This is a genomic window from Pseudobacillus badius (assembly GCF_002189605.1).
In the GTDB taxonomy this organism is placed as follows: Bacteria; Bacillota; Bacilli; order Bacillales; family Domibacillaceae; genus Pseudobacillus; species Pseudobacillus badius.
Map to the genome: position 1 here is coordinate 1 of NZ_MWMM01000002.1, position 23787 is coordinate 23787.

Genomic DNA, 23787 nt, shown 5'->3' on the forward strand with positions numbered 1-23787 from the left:
CGAATTTTAGAAACAAAAGAATGGCTAGAAAACAGCCAATCTTAGTGGCTCAATTTTTAATTAATAAATGGCTCACTTTTCAGTTGCGAAATACATTCTTTCGACTAACTTATTTAAGTAATCCTCTTGTCGAAACTTATGACAGTATTGAATCTGTACTTTCAGCTATTGAGAAAGTGATGGAGAATAATTTACAAGAAACCTCTAATTAATTAGGGGTTTTTCCTTTGCCGTCTCTTTTTATTGGTATCCGCTTCTGCCCAATCATTCCGCTTTGCTTCTACCGCTGTCCAACTGTTTCTTTCCTTTCATTAGAGTTCATAGGTATCGCTCCTGAAAATTTTTAAAAAGCATACAAAAACCCCCTCCCAAGTACGGGATGGGGTTGATCGCGATACCACCCTAATTTTATTGATCCAATCAGCATTGCCATCACTAGGTGCAGCTATGCCCCTCACCTTTGGAAGGCTCATATAATCATGACGAATAATACAATAATTGCCACTAGAAGCAAACACCCTTGAACTGCAAACTTTATTAACTCTTTTTTAGTATAAAACAAACCTTCCCACCATTCGATTTCTTGGATAATCAGGTCATCATTACATCGTATCCACATAGTTCTAGGCTGATTGTCTGTCTTATTATTTAAGATAACAGGTTGTCTAGCATGAATTCTGATTAATCGATCATCTGGCCTTGCAAACTTTATGTTTATGAACCCATAAGATTCTAAAAATTGGGTGAAATCCTCTTCTGTGAATTTCTTTCCTTTCTTTCTCATAAGAAGACTTTCATTAAATTCTTCTGTCATTTACTAATCTCTCCATTAGCCAATAAATTTTCCTAATCATTTCTTAGTGTGGGGTACATTGGGATTACCTATTACGTGTCAATTGTATATTATTTCCTCGCCCGGCGTAAAGAAGCAAATTTCACTAAAGTGTTAACGGTTAGCTGATCAGTAATCGTCTGTCACCATCCAACTCATGTTATACGAACTGCCAGCCTTGCTGGTGTTCCGCATACCCCTCATTTTAATAGGCTCTATTGTAGTAAAGCACCCACTGGATTTATTTATACTTCTTGAAAGAAAACAACGTGTCCAACGTCTCTGAGAGTATCTCCTGCTGCCGTTCTATTTCATTTAATTCTTCTTTTATTTTTAGAATACAGTTAAATAAGGTGTCAGCTGGTATTCTGCCGTTAATTGCTTCTATTAACTGATATGCTTGGGCTTGCACTTCAAAGTTTCCATTTATCAAATGGTCAACTAGTGTTTCTACATGTGCCGAACAATCAAACGGTTCCAGTGCATATAACAGGGTCCCTCTATGCCCTAAAGTTTTTGCGTCATTGATTACTTCTATCAGCGGTTGTACTGCCTCTTCGCTTCCTATATCACTTAATGTCAAAGCAATAGAATTTCTCAATAAAACATTTTCCGTACTCTTTAAATATTCAACAAGTAAAGGAACAGCCTCTATGTTTTTGCTTTTGCCAATTTCCTCTAGAATGATTTCAGCTTCATCAAGCTTCTCATTTTCTAATACCGCTCTTAACGAATTGATATCCATCTGCTTTATCCTAACTCCTCGTCACTGACCGTCATTAACTTAATTATAGCATGGTTCTTCTTTAACCATTCTGTCTCTGTAAGTGAACAGTACAGGTATCGAGGCGTTGTTGATGTGATAGTCAGGAGGTTAAGGCGAATGAGGAGCAGGTGGATAAATAGAAACCCCCACTGAATCTTTGCGCCTTCAGTGGGGGTTCGCTTTAATTGCCTGGTTCTATAGAGAATGTTTTGCTATTCTTTTTGTTCCTGATTAAACCATAGTTCATCTTTGTTATCAACATCGCCGTTATAATTAATTAAAATCTCATCTCCTGCTTTTATATCGGTGAAAGCATAAAAGTCAAATGTATGATTTTTAAAGTTAATCTCATAAGTTGCATTAGGTTCATAAGAATGGTTAAACAACATTCCATAACCAAGAAGGATCGCAGAGTGATTTATCCCATACTCAAAAGCATAATCAGCAAGTAAAGTTTGCTCAATGTATTGATGCTGATCGTTTGGATAAGAAATGACAGGTGCTTCATGTAAAAGCTCCCCTTTTTTGATATCACGTGTAGCAAATACTCCTCTATTAAATTCTCCCTCACTTATTGTAGATAGTTTTACCTCAATCATCTCGTTCGCCTACTCACTTTTTAAATATTATTTTTAACTGTAAAATTAATTTGGAAAAGTCTTTCCACTCTATCAGAAACATCATTTATGATTCATCTAACTGTTGCATACCCTATGTAGTTGATTCCCCGCAACGTGCGTTAGCGTGACACTTTGGGCGGTTGGCATACGGCACATTTACGTTGGTGATTATTTTTAAATTTCGTAAGTGTTTTTTCAAAATGGGTGCCGCATGCACATTCAAATAGTAACTTTTGAGAAAAACCATGGTATTCCGTTGTTAGCAGCTTACTGTCTGAATTGTTCTCAACAAATTCTTTAATTTTATCAATTGTCCATCGTTTATTCATTCTCTTACACCTCCACATTAGATCGCTAGGCGGAGGCTTTTTCAGCATCCGTTCAATTATGAGCAAAAGTCGTAATTATCCTAAGTGTCTCATTATAACATGGGCGGGCACACAATTAAATAGCTAGCACAAGATGACTCTATATAATACGAGGGGATTCCCGCTTTTTTACATGGTTTATGATAAAGACGCTCTCCTTACTCAACCAACCTATCTCTTCACTTAAAGAAAAGACCTTGAAACACAGGGTTTTCAATCAAATTGACCTTAATGACAAGTTATCAATAAGTATTAGTTACCACTTCTTTGTATAAAAAAATCTGCAACCGCAAGCCTTAAACTCTTCTCATCGTCATTTTCATAATTACCCAAGCAATTCCCATGACCATGGACAGCAAGGTAAAAAACACTCCCAAATTAATGCCTAATTGAATGAAAAAATCTGCCTGATACTTATGGCCTGTGTATTCTGCCGTTCCAGCGATTACACTGCAGATTAAAATCTCTACTATTAGACAGATAAGCGAAATCCAAAATGCTCTTGCAACAAATTTCATGTGCTCCTCCTATTAACAGCTATTGCTAATCGTTTATCTTATCATTATCTATTTGGCAAATGGTTACAACGGATTGGTTACTCATTGGATACTAATAACTATAATACGTACAATGTACTGTTTTTGAATTCAAAAACACACCTTATATGTTAAATGTTCAGTGTCAGTTTATTAATTTGCCTTTATTGGAATAACTTCAAGTAAGGAAAATGGGGCTTCATGAATAGAGAAAAATAAACGGGACGTATCAAATATGCGTAAGTCTCTTTCTAGTCCATCTTCTTTTAGTTGTATTTTTTCAATTGATATATCTGAGGCTTTACCTGCTAGTATAGGAACATTTAATCCAGTTTCAGTTTCAAACTCAAAACCTACGGTTGAATAAGGGCTATCCCCTTCAAATCCGCTGTAGGCTCTATTTCTATACCAGCTAAAACCTTCTTCACTTTCGGTTATGCTAGCAACACCTAATGCTCGCTCAAACTCATAAAAGACAATAGTCTCTCCTTTAAAATCCTCAATGGATAAAATCGCTGTTTCGTTCGTCCCCTCTTGCTTTAACCCATAGTGAATGGCTTTTTCCTTTGTATCGTACCACTGGGTAGCATCCTCCTCTTGACTGCAGCCTGTTAAAGCAATCAAGCATGAAACAACGATGAAACAAACTATTTTTCTCAACCGCGCACCTCCGTTAAGCATCCTAACAAAAAGCACTTCATATTTATACTTCTTTGATTGTTGGGCGGCATTCTTCTGTACAATCAAAACCTTGAAAAGCTAGGGTTGCTGCTATTTCTTATCTGTTTGATATTTGTTTTTACTACTAGTCTGTGGCGATCAATATCTGTTTTTGTCAAATCGATGAAAGCTCCTTTTCAGCCCTCTATCGGCGGCAAGAAGAAAAACTGAATACACCTCATCATCTTCTTTTTTCGTATACCTCATCTATAAATTCTTTGATATCCATCAGGTCATGAACCCACTCTAATCTAATGAAAACTTCATGGGGCTTTTCCCTGATCTGCATCTCACTTCTTTCATAAACTTTCCCGAGCCGCTTGTCTACTTTCCCTTGCATTTCGAGACCTTGTCCATCAGCTTTTTCGCCAATATGCAAGACTAAAGTCGGACCCCCAATATTCATCAACGTAGCAAATTTATCAGTCGGGATGCCATCACTTCTCTTTTTCTTATAACCATATACGAAGCCCTTATCGGCCAATGTTCTTTCAGCCAATTTCTCGCTTACAAAATAAGCATCTAATGCTAACCCTTTTAACTCTTTTTTCTTAAAATTTCTTTTGATGTTTTCAAGCAACGGCATTGTCAGTTCTCCTAACATATACATATTAAATGATAAGAATGATTGTATTTAATAAGCTCTATAGACGTATTATGCTGAAATGATTTCAAGCACCTTGTTGCTGCCTGTCGACTACTGGATATAGAATCTCCAATCGTTTGATAGAATAAATAGAAGAGGAGAGGAACTTTTTCACATTTCCACACTTAGAAAGGGTGAAGGCAAATGGAGAATTTATTAAAAAGTTGTCTAGGCTGTTTGGGTCTCTTCATTTTATTATCACTCGTCATTGGTGGGTGTACTTCCTATTTCAGCATAAAAGAATATGATAAAACAAACGTATCCGTTAGTGAGAAGGCTGGAGAAGAAACGTCCAATCATGAGGCTGACGAGGCAGTAAGCAAAGAAAAAGGAAATTGGCAATCAAAAATCCAAGAGGTAGCCGCTTCCAGTAAAACAAAAACAGAAAAATTGAATGAAGTCAGCTTTTATGCTCAAGGTTATAAGGCTAGTGGCAGCGAGCGCACAGAGTTTGAGAATCACATCGTGAATGAATATAAAACCGGTAAGTATCTGGCAGATATAGAAAATGATGAGTATATGTTGACGAATCTTTTTAAGGCTAGGGTTGTCGATACTCACTACAATCACCAAGGACAAAAAAATACGCCGATTGCTCTCTTCGCTTTGGATTTTTGGCAAAACACAAAGTATACGTATCAACGCATTCTTGATGCAGATAGTCATGAAGTTCAAGCGAATGAAGAACAGATGGATAGGGCTTTGGCGAAGAGGTAATCACTAACTAAAGAACTTCCGCTGAAGAAATTGGTTTCAGCGGGAGTTTCGCTGTTTGATCATTTTAATCTAAAAAAACAAGACTATTTTTTTAACGCCTCCACAAATTGTTTAGCATCTATCATTGACATTCCTTTTTCTTTTCTTAGATACTTGATGGTTTGGATGTCACCTAGGGTTCTTAATTTCTCACTGACCAAGACCACCAGCTCCTCATTGTTTTCAATAGGAGTTAACTGCCTGTTCTCTTCCCTCAACACATTGATTTTCTTAGATTGTCCAAAAATTATAATTAAAAAGACCACATTTAAAATCAGGGATGCCAGTAAACCCAAATGAATATCCACTAGTAAACCTCCATTCTTGATGCATGATCATGATTTTTGGATGGTGATAGAGGTGCCCTTATTCATTAGCCTCATGATATAACTTAGAAGTATAAATAAACCATCGTTTGATATTACAGGTCACTTAATTCAAGAACTTCCCCACTATCAGCTTTGACTGCATAGTGACAATCTAACTTTCCACATAAAACATAGCCGCCTTGCTCAAAATCATATACATAGCATGGTGTCAGTTCAATTAAGTCTTTTAGTTTCTCAAATGCTTCCTCTTTGGCGACCTTTATTTGATCCGACTCTTTAAAATCTTGATAGATTTCTAAAAACGGCCTATTATCCATGTAATTCAACACTTCATAAGTCTCAGAATCAATGAACAGCCTTATTTTCCGCTTAAATACACGTTCTTCTTGTTCCTTTATCTGGAATGTTGCTTGGATGTATCCCTTCTCCCGATGCAGCGACTTTAATAACCATTTTCCTGAGTCATTAGGATATTCTTGACTGAAAAACTGTTGTATGGCACTGGTGCATTGGTTTATGTCTTCTCCTATGATAGGCTGCAAATCTGGATGTGCTTCACAACGAAAGGCTTGCTCAGGTGTGATATGTTCAACAAAAGTTAATTCTTTTCTATGAAAAGGCTGTTGAATTTGAAGGCCCCATTCAATCACTTGATCTATTTGCAAGCGAGATTTCTCATATACAAACTGCTCAAAAGGCAGCGTGGAAAAACAATCGTTTTTTATATAAATCTCCTCGATTGCAAAAGCATGAACGAGTCTCTCTTCTTCCATAACGGGAAATTCAATCAGCTTCAATTGTTCCTTTGCCAACCCCTCTATTGGTTCAAATGACAGTTCATATGTTTCTTCCATAATGAATGCGGGAGAAGGAAATTGTCCGATAACAGAAAATAAAATCAGCTTTCCATCCTGATCAAGCTTCAATTCAATAGAACCAGAAGGAGCTACAGCCATGCCATCGATACACGCCTTGAAATAGATCTCTCTTTCTTCTTCCTTCCAGAACTCAAACTCCTTTTCATAAGTCAATCCCGTTTCCTGTTCGATCCACTTGATGATTTTCTCCTTGTTACTTAAGTCAAACATCATTTCACCAGCATAAGATCTTCCTCCAACAAAAATCACACTGCTGGCCCTTCTTGAATGGATGTCTATCTCGATAGAAGCTGTTCCTTCTGGATTAAGATCTTGATCCTCCCAGTTTTTCATGGAATTTGGAAACCATTCCATACTCAGCGTGTACACCGTATCATTAAAAACCGTAGTATGGCGATGAAGGTTCCATGTATGTAGATAGTATTCTATTAATCCATACTTTTCTCTTGTAAAATCAATTAAATCTTTAATCCTCTTATCCATCTCAATCTCCTTAGCTTTCTGCTATTGCCCCCGCTTAGACTTAACTTCTCGCGGTACCATCCAGGTTCATCATAATAAGCATCGTTTTTCTTCATTTAGATAGGTGCCCAAGTAATCACTCAAAAATTGCAGTCCCCAGAACCCCCTCATTCTGCGCCACCTGTTTCCTTTAAAGGCAAGATGATAAGCTAGTCTTCTCTATCTTTGTTTTAAACATATAAAGCGGTTCCTTATACCCAATTATATACATTTTAACCACAAAAAAACAACAGGATAAACCGTTCCTATCGTAAGGATCTTTGCTATCAACATCATTTTCTAAATAAAATGGTCCATATTTTTAAACAGCCTGTTTCTTATTTTTATGAAATGAAAAACACCGCATACTAGTCGGTGTTTTTCATAATCAAAGGAATCGCTCTTTGATTTTAACGTTCCTGATTCTTTTGCTCCCGTTCAGCTTTAGCATCATCCCATTCATTTAACTCACGGGAAAATTCTTCATCCACTTTGCCTGGAGGTATTTTTAAGTTTTTTGGTGTCTGCGATAAAGAACTTGAGTTGTTGCCGCTTGTTTGATGATCGTCTCTTCCCATCATAAAGCCTCCTTTTAAATATTTTCGTTCTTTAAAAGTATGGCTGAGTCACTTCATTTTAATGTAAGAATTCTTTAAATGAAAAACTCTTTACTTGCGGCTGCCCTTCCTCCTCCCGGCCTGTAACCGCTATTCCTCTTGAATAAATTTTACTGCATCATACCCGCAATGACTGCAGTACATTAAATGTGGACAGATCTGCTTTTTCGCTGTATCGGAATAACCATCGCCCATTTTTACCGTTTCTTCATCATTGTAGTGACCATATGGGTCCAAAAAATCAGACACCTTTCCCTTGTCTTCTAATGAGGAATTGCATTCTGGACAGGATAATTCAATTTCCTTAAATGCATTACATACAGGACACAGTTTCATTCGAATCACCTCTTTGTTCTTTCTCATTCAGTATCTATTCTTTTAACCAATAATATGTAAGGCATAAAAGGATAGCTGATATCAGACACAAACCAGACCAATTATCTCATTTAATGCGGGGCTGAAAACTTCAGCTCACCGTTCATCATTCCACGCTGTATATTAGAGTAGCTTCGTACAAGAACCAATGGTCTTTCTCATGCTTTTCAAATTGATAAGATTTCTCCAATGTAGTGAGAACCATCTATTTTATGGCTTTTTTTAAGCCTTCTCTCTCATCATCAACCGTATTGGAATTTAATTCAAAATACAACCGTAAGCTAACTTCCTTTAAATAAATTATATTAAAGTTGTAATAATAACCCAAAAGGAAGGAGCCTGCCATGAGAAAGCTATGGATTGCCCTGCTTATGGTATCCATTCTTATCGGTCTTTATTTTGTTATAAACAATGGAAGGTCTACTTCCCTTCAAGAGTTGTTTAAAGATGAGGGGATAACTAGTGCTAATATTACTTCAATTGAGGTGGATAAACCTTGGACTTCTGAAGAGACGACGGTTACAGATCCTAATAAAATCAATCAAATAACAAACAACTTACTTAATACTCCATTAAAGAAAAACAGATACAATAAGGTAAAAGATTTTTCTCAATCCTATTGGATAACCATCTTTGCTACTGGTGAAAGGCGACTCGGAATCACTTATTACGATTCTGGTTTTGTATCCGTTTTTACCTTTAAAAACAGCAAGCATTATGATTATAAAATCGCTGATCATTCTGATTAATTAGCCGAAGTAGCCACACATCCGGTTTTAAGAAAATATAACATAACAAAAAAGCACATGAGCGAAATAGCTTAGCCATCCCGATACATGCACTCCCTCTCTATACTTAAAATTTTTTAGCCGCTTGAATGAAAAAGAGCGTTCAGCAGCTTTAACATATGGAAGAAGAGAATCATACACCTTGAGTTTCAAGTCATATTAAATTTGCTGCAATTTTAGTATGATTAGAAGTAAAAAGGAGCAATCAAAAATGAGAATAAATATGTACGGTGTATCGGCTCTGCTAGGCGGTATTTTAAGTGCTGTGTTTCTTAAAAAGGCAGAAAGAAATGTCTATAAATTTGCATTACAACATCCAAGCCTATCCCCAGCAGAAGCTTCAAGCCTGCACATTAACATCGGATTATCCTACGCTAAGCAACAAAAATATAAGCAAGCGACTGAATACTTTGACCGGGTTTTTCATGAACAGATACAACAGGGTTTCGTCTACGATTCTAGTTTCACCAAAGTTATTCAAGCTTATTTAAAGAGTAACCAAAAGGAAAGAGCAAAGCAGGTTTTATCAATAATGTTGTGCAATAGAGGGAAAGATACACGATATAAAAAGCTGGAAAAGAAATTCTCTTTCTTGCTGAATTAAAATTCAAGCCACATATAGATGTTAGACTATAGGCAAATTTAAAGTTAAAAATGCACTTCACCCAATTGTTAGACACTTTTAACAATTGGGATGCTTTTCTTATCGAGAAATGTACAATATAAGAAAAAATAAAAGTTATAGCACATTGTTTTAGCTTTTAACCACAAGCTCTTTTTCTGTTTTCGATCGTTCCAGAAAATAAAATGCCACTTGTACCACAATAGCGATCCCTAAAAGGACAGCGATAATCATACACAAATGCTTTAAATCCGAACTAAGGTTACCGCCGCCATAGATTAAACTGAAATACTATTCACACTATAAGTTGCTGGCAACAAATCTCCAAGTTTCTGATAAAAGTTTGGCAATAATTCTCGGGGAACAATGGCTCCTGAACTAACTAATTGTGTAGCTGTTAAAGCAACGTTAAAAATCATTCCCCGATTACCAAATAACATAACAAAAACTTGTGATATCGCTAAAAAGCGAAAGAGCTTGGTCATTATAGCTCGGAAAATAAGGAAAGCCTGGGCTTTGATAAATGCCCAGGCCATTTTATATTCATAAAACGATAGATGTTATCAATCTATTATGCTGTGACTCTGTTTTTATAAAATGTATTTGACAATAAAATCGGCGATCATATCCGCATATTTGTCTGGAACCCCTGCTTTAGTTAAGGCGTTCGCTATCCCCCACCATGAATAGGTTTCAAGAGTATCCATTGCGTTATTGATCTTAGGACCATATTTTTTTACAGCATCACGAACTGCTTTAATAGGAATAGTATCTGCATGATCAACCATAAATTTAACCGCCTTTTTGACAGCTGCGAGTTTCCACTCAGGAGTCACTTCTCCTGTTTCTTTTACTTGGGTTTTTACATAAATGCTATATCGAGTGAGCTCTTTCTGCGAAACTTTTTCTGCTTTTATCGCTTTGTCTAACTCATTATTTGACGTTGTTAATGTATGTTGTGTTTGATCTGGCTGATAGGTTTCAGCTTGTGAAGCAGCAGCAGGTGAAACAAAAACACCAAACAAAAGTGACGAGCTTAATGCCAATGTCAGAGCTTTTTTAGCTTTCATCAATGATCCCTCTTTCTTCTAATTTTTTGACCATTCGTGAATCTTGTTCACGGTTTATACGGTATCATATCATTTGGATAAATTGGGTAATTAAACAAAAAATTTACATAAGATCAAAAAATTTTAACAAAACATCAAACACCTCACTTTTCAATTTGGTTTTTATTCTGCCGGAGAAATCTTTATCCAATTTTTACAATTTGTCTCATTTCTTTATATATTTGCATGCTATAATCATTGCTGTTTGGAAAATTAATCTTGTATGGGAGGAAGAAAATGCATTTACGTAAAAAATATCTGATCATCTTTCTGAGTATTGGTTTTACATTGGCCCTATTTCCAATTTACAGTTCTGCTGACTCAAACAATACGGATACAGCAGAAAGAAATAATGTTCAAGAAAACCATACATATTTATTAAAAAATCCGGAACAAACTACAGAAGTTTTAGAGATAATTAAAAAACACTATCCATCCCTCACCGCAACAGCCATTGAAGAGATTGGATTAGTGTCTGTCGAGAACCCTAAACATATTGATGTAAGCAAAGTCCAACATAAAATCACATCCTATGTAGAGAGCCAAGGAGAGCTGCCTACTTTAATTCCACCTTACGAAGGGACTGTTTCATCCAATAAAATTCTAAATGCAGCACACAAATCCACACTCAACGACTCTCAAAATTCTAACAAGGTTCATGCTGAAAACAAATATCCGCCCCTAAGTTCCAGAAACTTCATATCTTTTAATTGGTATTTAAAGGACGTAACAAGTAATTACAGGAGTTTATCCATTGATAAAGGGGAACACTCGACCATTGCTTTAATAGATAGTGGAATAGATATAAAACACCCTTTAATAAAAGAAAATATTGATCTGACATTAGCTAAAAATTATAGTACAGGTCATATGGACGTGACTGATGAGTTAGGCCATGGCACAAGTATTGCCGGGATTTTATCAAGTATTGCGCCGCAGACAAAAATCATTCCTTATAAAGTGGTTGGAAGTACAGAAGGAAAATCCTTATGGGTGATTAATGCTATTATCGATGCAGCTAATGATGGCAATGATGTAATTAACTTAAGTGTCGGTACTTATTTGATTAAATCAGAAAAAGAAGATAAGTTACTCATCAAAGCCTATAAAAAAGCTGTAAAATACGCAAAAAGAAAAGGCTCTGTTGTGATAGCCTCTGCCGGGAATGATGGATTTGATCTGGATGAATTAAAAGAATTTAAATTTAAGCATTTACCTGGCGGATTACATGATGCCGTAACAGTTTCCAGTAATACAAAGGATAATAATCTAGCCTATTATTCAAACTTTGGTAAGGAAGTGGATTTCTCCGCGCCTGGCGGCTCCCTTCTTGACCATGATGGATCTGAGCGTGCAAATGAAATGATCATCACAACTTTTCCCATTCATCAAATGAATACACCTTTAGATCAATCCCTTGGAATTCCTCAAGGCTACACATTAACTGAAGGCACAAGTTATGCAGTACCACAAGTCAGCGCTGCGGCAGCCCTTATGATTTCAGAGCATACAGAGCGAACAGGCAAGAATCCTTCTGTGAGCAAAGTGCTTAAATATCTAGAAAAAGGAAGTTCTGATATTGGCAAGCCTGGCAGAGACAACTATTTTGGAGCGGGAAAAGTGAATGCCTATCGTTCCTTGATAATGATGAATAAATAAAATTAAGCAGAGAAGTTGTTTAGGTTCTGTATATATAAATTATTGTTAAATAAAAAATCCGTAAGGCCCATTCCCTGTTCTTATTTAACCATATGGAAAAAGCGTTTGAAGGAGGCAATTTGTATCAATAAATTTAAAACTGCAGGTATTTCTATTTCTATCGTTCTGGTCATATTACTCTTTATTGCTTTTTTTGAATATATCTTTTTAAGAATAATAGGCTTCCAATATCATTCATTATGGGATGTAGTATTGTTCTTTGCTTTATATTTATTCCTTGAAATCCCCCTGGCCTTTATTACAGATGCTATTCCAAAAGCTTTAAAGTCTGTTGGCATACTCCAAACGAGTAAAGGGTGGGCATTATTTATTTTGAATACCACTCTGACCTTCTTACTCATTGAGGTAATCGATCATTTCATGATAAATATTGAAATCGAGTGGCAAGGAACGCTCATATTTGCATTGGTTACTGGGTTTATTGGTTGGAGATTGAAAAAAGACGAGGATGAGCCGCCAGACATTGACAGTGAGGAGTTTAAAAAAATAAATAATAGATTCAAATAAATGATCTAGTTAACATGATGACTCTATTAGACAGCTCCTGCTTCAATCCCCCTTTATTGAATAAGGGGGATTTCCATAAATGTCACAGTTGTTTTAAAAACACCGCAGCCTTATTTTAAACCTGCAGCTCACGTTGATTTCAATCAACATTTCACCGATCTTTACATGTTTGAATAGCAAATTTTACTTTCAGTTTATTTTTTGATGAACAATTAAACATTTAACAAACGGGACGACAGTTGCACAACTCTCTAAAAAAGAACTTCATTGTCTGACTTCTGTATGTACCTTGCTAAATAATTTAATACAGCCGCAACTCTCTCTATGTCTATAGACGTTAAAGGGGAAGCGCCCTCCATTACCTTTTGTAGACTTGTCCAATCATCATATAAAGACCCCACTACTAATTCTGGAACTTCTTTATCCAAATTTTCAATATCATCATCTGAAACTGCCCAATAGTAATCTGAATCTAAAGGCACCTGTTCTAAACCGCTTTTTTGAATGCTCTCCATTAGCAATTGGCAAAGCTTTATTAGGTGTTCGGCATTTATATCCATATATACTAGTCACCTTTCCTATATACTTGAGCTGACCACAGTTGTTTTAGCTATTTGTAAAAGCAAAATCAGAGTTGAACTAAAACTCCAACCGCCGTAATGCCTCATTGGCTAATTTCTTTGTCATAGCCTCTACTCGTTAGCGTACTGGCTGCTGTTTCCGAGCGGAAATGTAAGCTGTTCAAGGAAAAAATCTATAACTTAACTGACCTCTTACAGAAGAGAAATAAAAATAAGAAACTTAAAGACAATATCATTAGACGATTCAGGTAATAATATTCCGGCGACACTGAGTAGAAAAAGTTATTTGTGTTTGAACCGATAGAAAACAGTTTAAACATCCTGCCATCAGATAGAACATCAATGATAAAGTACACTAAGGTTACAAATAATCCAGTGTAGCTGCTTTTCGCATATACGGTTACACACAGCAATAAAGAGGATAAGAAAAGAATATTTGGAGTAAACCTCACACTCAACCATAGACTATCTAAATCAAGGAAAGACACGTTTCTAAAATAGATTATACCAATAAATGATGAATTTTCCGTTGTCTATCTTGATATGTGGACTTCCCTGCCGCAATATAATGGGTTGTTATGGTAAAATACATTCACAGAAGAAAGGAAAGCCTGATTCCTGTTGTTATTGGCAGTATTATATTTGAGGGGTGAGGAGAAGATGGAAAGTATGATAAACCAAGCAGAATGGTTATGGGAGCGTATGATTGAAAGAGGAGAAAATTTTGAGAGTGGCTTTAAGGAATCATTAAATCTTCAGCCAGGCGCAAGTGATGAAGATTTTCAACTTATTGAGAAGACATTGGGGATGACACTTCCTGAAGAAGTAAAGAGTCTTTACAGGGTGTATAACGGACAAGTTTGGGAGCTTGGAACGAATCCGTTTGTAAGAAATCTGACTTTGTCACCCACTTCTGAAGTTATTGATAATTGGTGTTTTCTACAAGAAGAATTCGATCCAGATGATGGGTTAGAGTTAGAAATTGAAAAAGAGCTTAAGCCATTTCTTTGGAATTCCAAGTGGATTCCTATTGCGGCCAATGGCGGCGGTGATTACCTTTGCATTGATACAGATCCATCTGACGCTGGCACAGCAGGACAAGTATTATACTTTTGGCATGACTGGGGAAATCGTTCTGTGGAAGCAAGAAATATTTTTGAATTCATCGAGATTTGCTTAAAAGAAGATTGCGAACAATATTAATCACAGCATGGGATATACATTTTATTTAACAGCTGCGAACAAATGCTGAAGCGAACAGATGCATTAGTGCAAGAAGGCCGAGGTGCCCTCATGTTTTCTTTTAGACTATTTATCTGTTACGGCTTCAGCTAAATTATATTAATGGGCTTTAAAGTTGTACAAAGGCTTAATTACCCGTTCAATCGTTAAAGACTCTTTAACGTTATTGATAATTTCATCTATAGACTTATAAACCATTGGTGATTCATCAAGTGTGCTTTCTCCAACGGATGTGGTCCATATGCCATTCATAGAATCCTCGAAGTCGTGCAGGGATAACGTTTGCTTAGCTTTAGATCGCGACATGATGCGCCCCGCTCCATGCGGTCCTGAGAAATTCCAATCGGGATTTCCTTTTCCCATGGCAATGATCGAACCCTCTCTCATATTAATCGGAACAATGACGCGCTCATCTTGTTGAGCAGAAATAGCGCCTTTACGCAAAATCATATTCTCCATATCGATATAGTTATGAATAGTAGTAAAATGATCAACAATAGCCCACTCCATACGTGTCACAATTTCATCTACCATTGCTTTACGGTTTAACCTAGCATACTCCTGAGCTATTTTCATATCATTCATGTAATCATCAAAGCCTTGGCCTTTCAGATAGGCTAGGTCCTTTGAAACTTTCGGCTTGCTGATTGCTTGTAGAGCTTCAGGAATTTCTGCTTGCCGGCCCTCTTTTTTCAGCCGCTCAATAATTGCTTTCCTTTGCGCAGTAATGTCCGTCAACTCATCATAAGCGCGCTTCTGATAATACTCAGCTACCTGCTTACCAAGATTTCTTGATCCAGAATGAATCACCAATACTACTTGGTCATCCATCTCATTTAGCTCGATAAAGTGATTGCCGCCTCCGAGTGTACCAATAGAATCCTTTGCCCGGTTCAAATTAAATGGAGCTCGGACGTCTCTGAAATTGACACGCTTAGAAAGCGGATGGCGCTGGCTGCTGGAACGGACATTAAAGCCGCTCGGTACAAATTTGCGTATAGTATCATCAAGCTGATCGAAATTGACTTCCGTTTTATGTTTATCAATTACAGCCACTTCCATCCCGCATCCGATATCGACTCCCACTAAGTTGGGAACAATTTTATCTTGAATCGTCATGGTTGTGCCAATTGTGCAGCCGGCTCCGGCATGAGTATCCGGCATAATTCGAATCTTCGAATGTTGAACAAACTCTTGGTCACATAGGTCAATAATTTGAGACATAGCCGTTTGTTCTACACTGTCAGTAAATACTTTTGCTGTATTGTATTTCCCTTTCAATTGCAACATATGGTCATCTTCTCCCCCTTTTGATTTAACAAACATTTTACTAAAATTTGTATTTTCATTCTTCCCTATTATACATGATGTTTCAAATAATGTTCTCACTTCATCAGCCGCAAAATGATAAGAAGCCATTCGCAAGAGGAAACCATCATCAAAAAGTGGAGCTGGATTATATTGATTGCCGCTATTTTAATGGGAGCATTCTTTCTTTTCTTCCAGCACTTACAGGAAGAAAAGAAAGCCGCCGAAGAACAGGCCGTGAAAAACGCTGTGGAAGATTATTTATTTAAAGAAAGATGAGGTGAAGGCTTCTTATTCCACCATCCAGCAGAGTGTAAAGAAGCAGATTTATTTAAGGTAAAAAAACAAACAGTTATATATACTTAAATCAAGATAGACACAAACAATAAGGGGGATACAACTATGGCAATGGAGCTGCCGCTAGAAAAACGCGAAGAATTATTTAGAGTGTTGAAAGATCGTTTTGAGAACAACATGAGCCGCCATAAAGGGCTTGAATGGAGCAAAGTCCAAGTAAAGCTGGAAGCTAATCCTGAAAAAATGTGGTCGCTCCATGAAATGGAAAGAACCGGCGGAGAACCGGATGTTATTGGCCATGATAAACAGCAGGACGAATATCTTTTTTATGATTGCTCAGCGGAAAGTCCAAAAGGGCGCAGAAGTGTTTGTTATGATCGTGAAGGTCTGGAGTCAAGAAAAAAACATAAGCCAGAAAACAATGCTATTGATATGGCGGATGCCATGGGCATTGAACTTTTGACAGAAGAGCAATATCGAGCGCTGCAGAAAATTGAAGATTTCGATATGAAAACCTCAAGCTGGATTCAAACACCCTCTGATATTAGAAAACTCGGCGGTGCCCTTTTTTACGATCGGCGTTTCGGCAAGGTCTTCGTCTACCACAATGGAGCGGAAGCCTACTATGCTGCCAGGGGCTTTCGCGGCTCACTCAGAATTTAAACCTTGCTTAGACGGCGACATCAGTATTAAAAAGCAGATCACGCGAGAAAAGGCTTTTAATTTTATTCGGGAATACAAGAAATTCCTTGTTCCCTTCCCCCATTCAAAAAAATAAAGCCGATGAATTCCTTCATGCAGGAAAATCGGCTTTTTATGTCCATGTTTGTACAGTTCATATGTTCCGCAATGTATTGGCGGTCTCCCTCATTAGGCTTTCTTCATTTCATCTCTTTAAGCATTTACGCTATCAGCTATTTTTTCACGTTTTGGAATCCCGTTCCGTCCTGGGAAATCTGGCGCCAGCTTTCGAGAATTAGGCATCTTGAGCCATAACCTCAATAAATGGCGTCTGCGTTCCACCTCATCATAGTCTTCAAATAGTGTACGGGAATGCCAAACCATATAATTATTAGCAAATTGAATATCTCCCGGTTCAAGCATCATATCCAGACGGATATTCTCATCATGAAGGATGGAATCGACTACATCAAATGCTTCTGTCTCCACTTTAGACAGAGGGGTTCCTGCTTTCTCTGTTGCCGATTCGATATAACCTCTCATATAACGGGAACTTAATTTACCATCATGATAGCTGAAAATCGGAGTAAAGTCCGGCCCGCCATCGCCAAGGTGATCCATGAGGTATGGACGATAAAGAATTCCAAGGTACTCTGGGTATTTTTCCAACACTTCATTATAAAGAGTCATGGCACTTGCCAGGCTGCTTAAACCGCCTGATTTTGCTTTGCGAAGAGAAAACAATCCGACTACATCGGATAAATCTGTGTGATAAGGAAGGTGTTCGTTTGTTTCATATACCCGGACACTTTTTGTCTTATTCTCCCCGATGTTCTTCACATGCCCTAAAAGATCCCCTTTTGCATTTTGCGTAACCGGCGTGCCCATGTGAAGTCCAAGACCATAGTAAATGATGCTCGCCTGTTCATCTGTATATTGTTCAACCGGCAGTCCGCGAAGGAGCAGAAATCCTCGGCCATTCTCCAATTCTTCCACAAAGTAAGCGATCTCATTAGCGAGGTCAGGAATCGGAAAATCTTCTTTAATAAAATCCGGTGCCTTTAATCCCTTTTCCTGTACATGCCGCAAAGCATTTTCAAGAGAAGCAATAGCGTCTTTTGACCAATAATAAATCCAGGAATCGTCTTGCAGCAGTTCTTTTCCCTTCCAGACAGCTGGCCCTTGAACTTTTTCCTTTAAAATGATTCCCATCACTCTTCCTCCTTTTAAATTATGAATGAATGTATTCCTCCCAAAATCAGGCTGTGCTTTTTCGATACGATCCAGAGGCATTAACAGCGATATCAGCCGACCTGGCTCTCCCCAATCGGATTGCTTGTGAACCGGAAAAACTCATGCTTCATCAGGGCGGCATGCGGATGGCTGCCTTGAGCATCACCGGAACTTGGCAACACTTTTTCATGGGGATATACCGCCCGACTGTTTCCTGTGATGAACGAGCTTAAACAGCTTAAAGTTCATTTAGAAAAGCAAGCTAAGCTTCCGCATAGAAACGTTTAACCTCAGCCAAGAACCATTATCCCCCCCTTTGCTTATATCACATAAAATTGTTGAAAAATTCAATAATTTTGTATATTAAGAAAAATAACATGATTTGGTTTATATTGTCAACGGTTAACAGTCAACAACTTTGAAAACTTAATAAACCTTAAGGAAGGCTGGTTCTCCTTAAGGTTTATTCTCGCGCTATTTATTCAACCATCTGTTTATTCATTCTTATTCAAAGACAGAACTTTTAACATATTTTCTAGTCCTTTGTCGATATGATCATTCATTTCTCTCACTGCTCTTTCTTCGTCTCCTTCCAGGATCGCCTGGCAGATCCGTTCATGCTCATCTGAAATTGGATGAATACATTCATTAGGGATAATATGATTACGGATATAGATCACTTTGGATTTAATCACCTCCATCAGCTGAATCAGCTGTTTATTTCTTGATCCTTCAATGATTAAATCGTGAAATTGTTGATCAAACAATACTAATTTTTTAAAGTTATTTTGTTTGTAGGCCTCTCTTGTTTGATCAATGCAATGTGACAGCCTTTCTTTTTCATGCGAAGAGAGAGAGTTGGTCGCTAACCGGACAGCTATGGCCTCTAAGCCTTGACGGCATTGTAAAATGTCAACAATATCTTGATGAGTGGGCTGAAAAACTTGGACAAGCCCATCATGCTGTGTGAGAAGGCCGTCTTGAATCAGCATCCGAATCGCCTCTCTAATCGGTCCCCTGCTTACCCCAAATTTGCTTGCTAATTTAGATTCAACCACCCTTTCTCCAGATTGGAAGACCCCTTCCAAGATAGAAGATTTAATGATGGCATACGCTTGAAGGTGGAGGGGTTCGGATTTTATGACATTATCCATTCGTTCATCTCCAATCAATTTTCATAGTGAAAAAATCTAAAAATTTCGAATTTACAGCCTCTTATTCTTTTTTATTATTTTATATAATTTCATGGCATTGAGCAATGATGAGAACTTCAAGGCTGAAAAGTTGGGAGATTCTAGCGGAATCTCTACATGAAGAAGAAAGCGCAGCTCCTCCATGCCTATTGACTAAAGCTACAACGATTCCCGTATGCACGAAGGGGCAGCCTTTTCAATGAGATGAATAACCCGCATAAACAACTTCTTTCTTTTCACTGTCTTTCCATCCATACAAAATCTCTTTTGCCGTATCTTTTTTTAAAGACCACATGGGCCTCATAAGGGGAAAGACCACCTTTAAAGTAATCATATTTGACAAAAATACTGTCAACATCCAAGGAAAATATTGAAAATAGCTATCAGCTTGAATGCTTGTCCATGGTTACTCCAGGAATACCCATATCACGGAAACCCCCTTCTCTCCAGAAGGGCTTCATGTTATGTCTGGAGCACAAGTTGATGCAATTTTCACCCCCTGCTTCACATTCTAGCTATTGGTTGAGCGTGAATAAAACTGGGGCAATTTCTTTTCTTATCATAATTCCAGTTTTTATTTGAATAGATTGATAGGAAGGCATACTTTATTAATTCTCTGCCTTGAGGAGGAATAGCATGTTCAGTTACGTATTTCCTCATTTGTCCTCGGAACAAATGATTTCAATTATAAGAAATGGGCTTGAAAAAACCAATATTCCCAAGAAAATTATGATTGTTGGTGCAGGTATGGCTGGATTGGTTGCGGCGTCCTTGCTTAAGCAGGCTGGACACAATGTCACTATTCTTGAAGCTGCAGACAGGGTTGGCGGAAGGATCTATACGCTGAAGGGCCGTTTTAAAAACCAACAATACCTGGAGGCGGGAGCCATGCGCATCCCGCACACTCATTTGCTGACGATGGAATATATTAAAAAATTCCGGCTTCCAATCAATGAATTTATTCAATCCACCCCTAATGACATCCTCTATGTGAAAGGGAAAAAAATCCGTTTAATGAAATATGAACAGAATCCAGATATTCTGCAATACCCTGTTTATCCTCATGAAAAAGGGAAAACTGCTGCAGAACTGCTTCAGTTAGCAGCAAAGCCGATAACTGATTTTATTGAGCAAAATCCAAGAAAGAATTGGCCGCGGGTCATAAGAGCTTTAGATAAATATTCAATGGATCATTATTTGAGATATAACCCATACGGAGTCACCTTATCCGCAGGTGCCATTGAAATGATCAAGGTCGTCCTTACGCTTGAGGGACTTTCGGAGCTTTCTTTCTTAGATGTATTACGTGAACTTTTCATCCTTTTTATCCCTGCGATTAAGTTTTATGAAATCACCGGGGGGAACGATCAGCTGCCCAAAGCTTTCACTGCTCAGCTGAAAGATGAGCTCCGCTATGGACACAGCTTAAAGAGAATCGTACAGGAGAACAGCCAAGTGACACTCCATACTGCCCATAAAGTCTTAGGATCATTTCAAATGACTGGTGACCTGGCGATTGTTACTCTTCCTTTTTCCACTCTGCAATTCGTCGAAGTAGAGCCTTATCATTCATTTTCGCAAAACAAATGGAAAGCCATTCGGGAACTTCACTATGTTGGAGCTACCAAAACAGGTATCGAGTTCAAAAATAGGTTCTGGGAAAAACAAGGACTCCATGGCGGCCAAACGATTACGGATCTCCCCATTAAATATGTCCATTACCCAAGCCGCGGCATTGGCACACAAGGTTCGGGGGTGATTTTGGGCAGTTATACATGGGGTGATGATACTGTCCCCTGGGATAGCCTGGAGGAGGGTGTGCGCATGGAGTATGTTTTAAAAAACTTAGCTGCCATACATGGTGAACAGGTGTATCGTGATTTCGAAGGAGGGGCGAGCCACAGCTGGAATCGAGATCCGTATGCTGCCGGAGCTTTCACTATGTTTAAGCCGGAACAGATAAAAGAATTATCCCCCCATATATCCACCCCAGAAGGAAGAATTCATTTTGCTGGTGAACATGCCTCAACTGCCCACGCCTGGATTCAAGGAGCCATCGAATCTGGAATCCGGGCGGCATATGAAGTCAATGATTTGCCCAGAACATTCTTTGGCTCCTGAATCGGTTGACTATCTGGCAGCTATATTCCTTTAGGGCACTAATCGAAAGTGAAAAACAAGCAGATGTTAGATTCTCAAGGCGGGAACACGGGAAAATATTTAGTGTCCCAAAGCTATAAAAAGCCTCTTGATACTCGATCAAGAGGCTAAATGTTAGTGCTTTTCAACCTTCACACAGCGGCTCGTTAATTCATTTAAGATCGTTTCATTTATTTCAATGCCTAATCCGGGCTTATCAGAAAGATGAACATACGGGATCTTATAATCCATCTCAGCAACATTTTTGCTAAACATGAGCGGGCCAACAAGTTCATTGCTTTGAATTCTTTTCTTTGCAATAGATAAGTGAAGCCCTGCAGCTGATGCGATAGCTGATTCTACCATGGACCCTACTTGGCAAGTCAAACCTGCCATCTGTGCTTGATGCACTAAATGTGCTGCTGGGTAAAGCCCGCCGCATTTCATCAATTTAATGTTGATCTTATCTGCTGCTCTTTTTACGATAATTTCGTGCATCTCTTTATCACCATGAAGGCCTTCGTCAACCATAACCGGGATCATGGTTTTTTGCTTAATCTCCTTGAGCCCGTCGATATCCGAAGCGGCAACTGGCTGCTCAATCCAATCAATTTTGCAATCAACAACATCCCCGAGGACACGCAGGGCATCCGCGCTATTTTCCCAGCCTTGGTTTGCATCTACTTTAATGGGAACTTCCGGACCAACCGCATTCCGCACTTGGCGAATTCGCTCACTATCGAGATTTATATCCGTTCCTACTTTCAGCTTCAGCGTCTTGTAGCCATCCTTCATTGCTTGTATCGCTTCTTCAGCCATTTCATCCGGTGATAATATACTAATTACTTTAGGAATCTCTAAGCTTTCATGATAGCGCCCGCCTAATAAATTATAAACAGGCTGGCCAGAAGCTTTCCCCATTAAATCATAGCAGGCAATGTCAATGGCTGCCTTGGCCGTAGTCGCCCCAAATATCGTTCGCTTCATTTTCTCATGGATCTTTTCAATTTGAAACGGATCCATGCCTATGACCGCAGGGCCAAGTGTTTGACTCAATACAGCATACGTGCCTTCCCATGTTTCCCCTGTGACATGTTCATCTGGCGTACCTTCACCATATCCTATTAAACCGTTGTCAGTCTCTATTTTCACAATAATTGACGGCATATCATGGTATGTATGATAACTAACGATGAAAGGGCTGACCAAAGGAAGCCGTACAGCAAACACTTCAATTGAATGGATTTTCATTTTTGTCCGCCTCCTCTTTCAAGTAATCCAGCACGCTGTTGGTAAATAATTCAACACCAGCTGGAAGCATAGCTTCATCTATATCAAATTTCGGGTGATGATGTCCATACGGATGCGAGGGCTTTCCGACCCCTATAAATGTATAGGTTGCTGGGATGCTAGTTGAATAATGGGCAAAATCTTCACTTCCCATAATTGGGTTTATTTGAACGACACGCTCTTCGCCAAAAATATCAATGGCTTTTTTTTGAACAAACGCTGTGAGCTGTTTATCATTCAGTAAAGGCGGGTCCCCTTGTTCATACGATAATTCAAACGAAGCGCCAAATGAATCACAAACTCCTTTGATAATCGCTTCCACTCGTTTTCTTATTAGCTTCGAAACTTCATTGTCAAAATAACGCACAGCTCCAGATGCATAAGCGGTATGAGGGATGACATTATAATTCGAGCCTGAATGCAGTTCACCAATACTTACAACTGCCTGGTCTTTTGAATCAAGGCTTCTGCTGACAATTGTTTGCATTTGTGTAATGATATTCGAAATGACCACTGTGGGATCAACGGTTTGGTGAGGCATCGATCCATGCCCTCCCTTCCCGTATATCGTGAAGCAAAAGCGATCTACTCCTGCCATGGCGGGACCTTGATGAATACCGATGAATCCTAATTCCAGCGGCTGCCAAAGATGATAGCCGAACATCGCGTCCACACCGTTCAGCAAATTTTTGTCGACTAATTCAATGGCCCCTCCTGGCAGTGCTTCCTCTGCATGTTGAAAGATGAATAGAACCGTTCCATGGATCTTGTCTTTTTTTATGAGATAAATCCTTTGCAATGCCAAGCAAAATAGCCATATGCCCATCATGACCGCAGGCATGCATGACATTGGGTTTGGTCGAGGCAAACGGCAAACCCGTTTCTTCCTTAATCGGTAATGCGTCCATATCAGCCCGGATTCCAATGACTTTTCCATCATGATCACCTTTCATGATGCCAATTACATCTTTACCCGTAAGTGAGTACGTTTCTATCCCCATTTCGGTTAACCGCTCTTTAATATACCTCCTCGTCATTTTTTCTTGATGAGAGAGTTCAGGATTCTGATGTAAATAGCGGCGTTGTTCAACGATCCAATTCGTTAATTCAGCTTCAATTTTCATCTTGTTTCAC

Annotated in this window: 27 protein-coding genes and 1 pseudogene; 10 read left to right on the forward strand and 18 right to left on the reverse strand. The window is 38.5% G+C overall.

Going from position 1 to position 23787, the window contains the following annotated elements; genetic code table 11:
- Positions 1-212 (forward strand): hypothetical protein (locus B1A98_RS20685; protein WP_206602710.1); only part of this gene is annotated, 212 nt, incomplete at its 5' end.
- 257 nt (positions 213-469) lie between these two features.
- Here the strand turns inward: B1A98_RS20685 and B1A98_RS02955 are convergent.
- The 7 genes from B1A98_RS02955 to B1A98_RS02985 form a co-directional block, all read right to left on the reverse strand.
- The gene (locus B1A98_RS02955) at positions 470-814 is read right to left on the reverse strand and encodes a hypothetical protein (RefSeq protein WP_063385834.1); all 345 of its coding nucleotides are present in this window, start codon (positions 812-814) and stop codon (positions 470-472) included.
- Between the two features lie 259 nt (positions 815-1073).
- Entirely contained in the window at positions 1074-1577 is a 504-nt protein-coding gene (locus B1A98_RS02960) for a HEAT repeat domain-containing protein (protein WP_063385833.1), read from the reverse strand.
- 233 nt (positions 1578-1810) lie between these two features.
- Positions 1811-2197, reverse strand: a complete 387-nt coding sequence (locus B1A98_RS02965; RefSeq protein ID WP_063385832.1) for an SET domain-containing protein — start codon at positions 2195-2197, stop codon at positions 1811-1813.
- A 140-nt stretch (positions 2198-2337) separates the two neighbouring features.
- A complete protein-coding gene (locus B1A98_RS02970) occupies positions 2338-2547 on the reverse strand; it encodes a hypothetical protein (RefSeq protein WP_063385831.1) in 210 nt (69 codons plus the stop codon).
- Between the two features lie 335 nt (positions 2548-2882).
- Entirely contained in the window at positions 2883-3104 is a 222-nt protein-coding gene (locus B1A98_RS02975) for a hypothetical protein (RefSeq protein ID WP_063385830.1), read from the reverse strand.
- A gap of 171 nt (positions 3105-3275) precedes the next feature.
- Positions 3276-3782, reverse strand: a complete 507-nt coding sequence (locus B1A98_RS02980; RefSeq protein ID WP_063385829.1) for a hypothetical protein — start codon at positions 3780-3782, stop codon at positions 3276-3278.
- Between the two features lie 241 nt (positions 3783-4023).
- On the reverse strand, positions 4024-4428 hold the full coding sequence (locus tag B1A98_RS02985; protein WP_063385828.1) for a hypothetical protein: 405 nt from the start codon (positions 4426-4428) through the stop codon (positions 4024-4026).
- A gap of 204 nt (positions 4429-4632) precedes the next feature.
- Here B1A98_RS02985 and B1A98_RS02990 point away from each other — a divergent pair, with 204 nt between their 5' ends.
- A complete protein-coding gene (locus B1A98_RS02990; protein ID WP_063385827.1) occupies positions 4633-5205 on the forward strand; it encodes a hypothetical protein in 573 nt (190 codons plus the stop codon).
- Between the two features lie 83 nt (positions 5206-5288).
- Here B1A98_RS02990 and B1A98_RS02995 read toward each other — a convergent pair whose 3' ends face one another.
- From B1A98_RS02995 to B1A98_RS03005, 4 genes are all read right to left on the reverse strand, one after another.
- Positions 5289-5552 (reverse strand): hypothetical protein, encoded by a 264-nt coding sequence (locus tag B1A98_RS02995; protein WP_063385826.1) that lies wholly within the window; start codon positions 5550-5552, stop codon positions 5289-5291.
- Positions 5553-5665: 113 nt separating this feature from the next.
- Complete coding sequence (locus B1A98_RS03000) at positions 5666-6934, reverse strand: hypothetical protein (RefSeq protein ID WP_063385825.1); 1269 nt, start codon at positions 6932-6934, stop codon at positions 5666-5668.
- A 428-nt stretch (positions 6935-7362) separates the two neighbouring features.
- Positions 7363-7533 (reverse strand): YfhD family protein, encoded by a 171-nt coding sequence (locus B1A98_RS20170; RefSeq protein WP_240492509.1) that lies wholly within the window; start codon positions 7531-7533, stop codon positions 7363-7365.
- A gap of 126 nt (positions 7534-7659) precedes the next feature.
- Positions 7660-7905 (reverse strand): hypothetical protein, encoded by a 246-nt coding sequence (locus tag B1A98_RS03005; protein WP_063385824.1) that lies wholly within the window; start codon positions 7903-7905, stop codon positions 7660-7662.
- A 383-nt stretch (positions 7906-8288) separates the two neighbouring features.
- Between B1A98_RS03005 and B1A98_RS03010 the strand changes: the two genes are divergently transcribed.
- Together B1A98_RS03010 and B1A98_RS03015 are read left to right on the forward strand one after the other, a co-directional pair.
- A complete protein-coding gene (locus B1A98_RS03010) occupies positions 8289-8693 on the forward strand; it encodes a hypothetical protein (RefSeq protein WP_063385823.1) in 405 nt (134 codons plus the stop codon).
- Between the two features lie 250 nt (positions 8694-8943).
- Positions 8944-9336 (forward strand): hypothetical protein, encoded by a 393-nt coding sequence (locus B1A98_RS03015; protein ID WP_063385822.1) that lies wholly within the window; start codon positions 8944-8946, stop codon positions 9334-9336.
- 608 nt (positions 9337-9944) lie between these two features.
- On the opposite strand, the gene B1A98_RS03025 is transcribed toward B1A98_RS03015, so the two are convergent.
- Complete coding sequence (locus B1A98_RS03025) at positions 9945-10424, reverse strand: hypothetical protein (protein WP_063385821.1); 480 nt, start codon at positions 10422-10424, stop codon at positions 9945-9947.
- Between the two features lie 276 nt (positions 10425-10700).
- Here B1A98_RS03025 and B1A98_RS03030 point away from each other — a divergent pair, with 276 nt between their 5' ends.
- Together B1A98_RS03030 and B1A98_RS03035 are read left to right on the forward strand one after the other, a co-directional pair.
- The gene (locus tag B1A98_RS03030; RefSeq protein WP_063385820.1) at positions 10701-12122 is read left to right on the forward strand and encodes a S8 family serine peptidase; all 1422 of its coding nucleotides are present in this window, start codon (positions 10701-10703) and stop codon (positions 12120-12122) included.
- Between the two features lie 105 nt (positions 12123-12227).
- Positions 12228-12689, forward strand: coding sequence for a YrvL family regulatory protein (locus tag B1A98_RS03035; protein ID WP_082821817.1), 462 nt, complete (start codon positions 12228-12230; stop codon positions 12687-12689).
- Positions 12690-12940: 251 nt separating this feature from the next.
- Here the strand turns inward: B1A98_RS03035 and B1A98_RS03040 are convergent, their stop codons facing one another.
- Positions 12941-13249, reverse strand: a complete 309-nt coding sequence (locus tag B1A98_RS03040) for a hypothetical protein (RefSeq protein ID WP_041096588.1) — start codon at positions 13247-13249, stop codon at positions 12941-12943.
- Positions 13250-13939: 690 nt separating this feature from the next.
- Here B1A98_RS03040 and B1A98_RS03045 point away from each other — a divergent pair.
- On the forward strand, positions 13940-14473 hold the full coding sequence (locus B1A98_RS03045; protein WP_063385870.1) for an SMI1/KNR4 family protein: 534 nt from the start codon (positions 13940-13942) through the stop codon (positions 14471-14473).
- A 138-nt stretch (positions 14474-14611) separates the two neighbouring features.
- Here B1A98_RS03045 and B1A98_RS03050 read toward each other — a convergent pair whose 3' ends face one another.
- Positions 14612-15802, reverse strand: a complete 1191-nt coding sequence (locus B1A98_RS03050; protein WP_063385869.1) for an RtcB family protein — start codon at positions 15800-15802, stop codon at positions 14612-14614.
- A 114-nt stretch (positions 15803-15916) separates the two neighbouring features.
- Here B1A98_RS03050 and B1A98_RS20175 point away from each other — a divergent pair, with 114 nt between their 5' ends.
- Together B1A98_RS20175 and B1A98_RS03055 are read left to right on the forward strand one after the other, a co-directional pair.
- Entirely contained in the window at positions 15917-16099 is a 183-nt protein-coding gene (locus tag B1A98_RS20175) for a hypothetical protein (protein ID WP_063385819.1), read from the forward strand.
- 123 nt (positions 16100-16222) lie between these two features.
- On the forward strand, positions 16223-16780 hold the full coding sequence (locus tag B1A98_RS03055) for a DUF4256 domain-containing protein (protein ID WP_063385818.1): 558 nt from the start codon (positions 16223-16225) through the stop codon (positions 16778-16780).
- A 231-nt stretch (positions 16781-17011) separates the two neighbouring features.
- Here the strand turns inward: B1A98_RS03055 and B1A98_RS03060 are convergent, their stop codons facing one another.
- Together B1A98_RS03060 and B1A98_RS03065 are read right to left on the reverse strand one after the other, a co-directional pair.
- Positions 17012-18010, reverse strand: coding sequence for a TauD/TfdA family dioxygenase (locus tag B1A98_RS03060; RefSeq protein ID WP_063385817.1), 999 nt, complete (start codon positions 18008-18010; stop codon positions 17012-17014).
- A 515-nt stretch (positions 18011-18525) separates the two neighbouring features.
- Positions 18526-19185, reverse strand: a complete 660-nt coding sequence (locus tag B1A98_RS03065) for a GntR family transcriptional regulator (protein ID WP_063385816.1) — start codon at positions 19183-19185, stop codon at positions 18526-18528.
- 675 nt (positions 19186-19860) lie between these two features.
- Here B1A98_RS03065 and B1A98_RS03070 point away from each other — a divergent pair.
- The gene (locus B1A98_RS03070) at positions 19861-21345 is read left to right on the forward strand and encodes a flavin monoamine oxidase family protein (protein WP_063385815.1); all 1485 of its coding nucleotides are present in this window, start codon (positions 19861-19863) and stop codon (positions 21343-21345) included.
- 153 nt (positions 21346-21498) lie between these two features.
- On the opposite strand, the gene B1A98_RS03075 is transcribed toward B1A98_RS03070, so the two are convergent.
- Both B1A98_RS03075 and B1A98_RS03080 read right to left on the reverse strand, forming a co-directional pair.
- Positions 21499-22614: a mandelate racemase/muconate lactonizing enzyme family protein gene (locus tag B1A98_RS03075; RefSeq protein ID WP_063385814.1), complete on the reverse strand. Its 1116-nt coding sequence runs from the start codon at positions 22612-22614 to the stop codon at positions 21499-21501.
- A pseudogene (locus B1A98_RS03080) lies at positions 22595-23777 on the reverse strand (M20 metallopeptidase family protein). The gene B1A98_RS03075 and the pseudogene B1A98_RS03080 overlap by 20 nt, the downstream one beginning before the upstream one ends.
- Positions 23778-23787 lie beyond the last annotated feature (10 nt).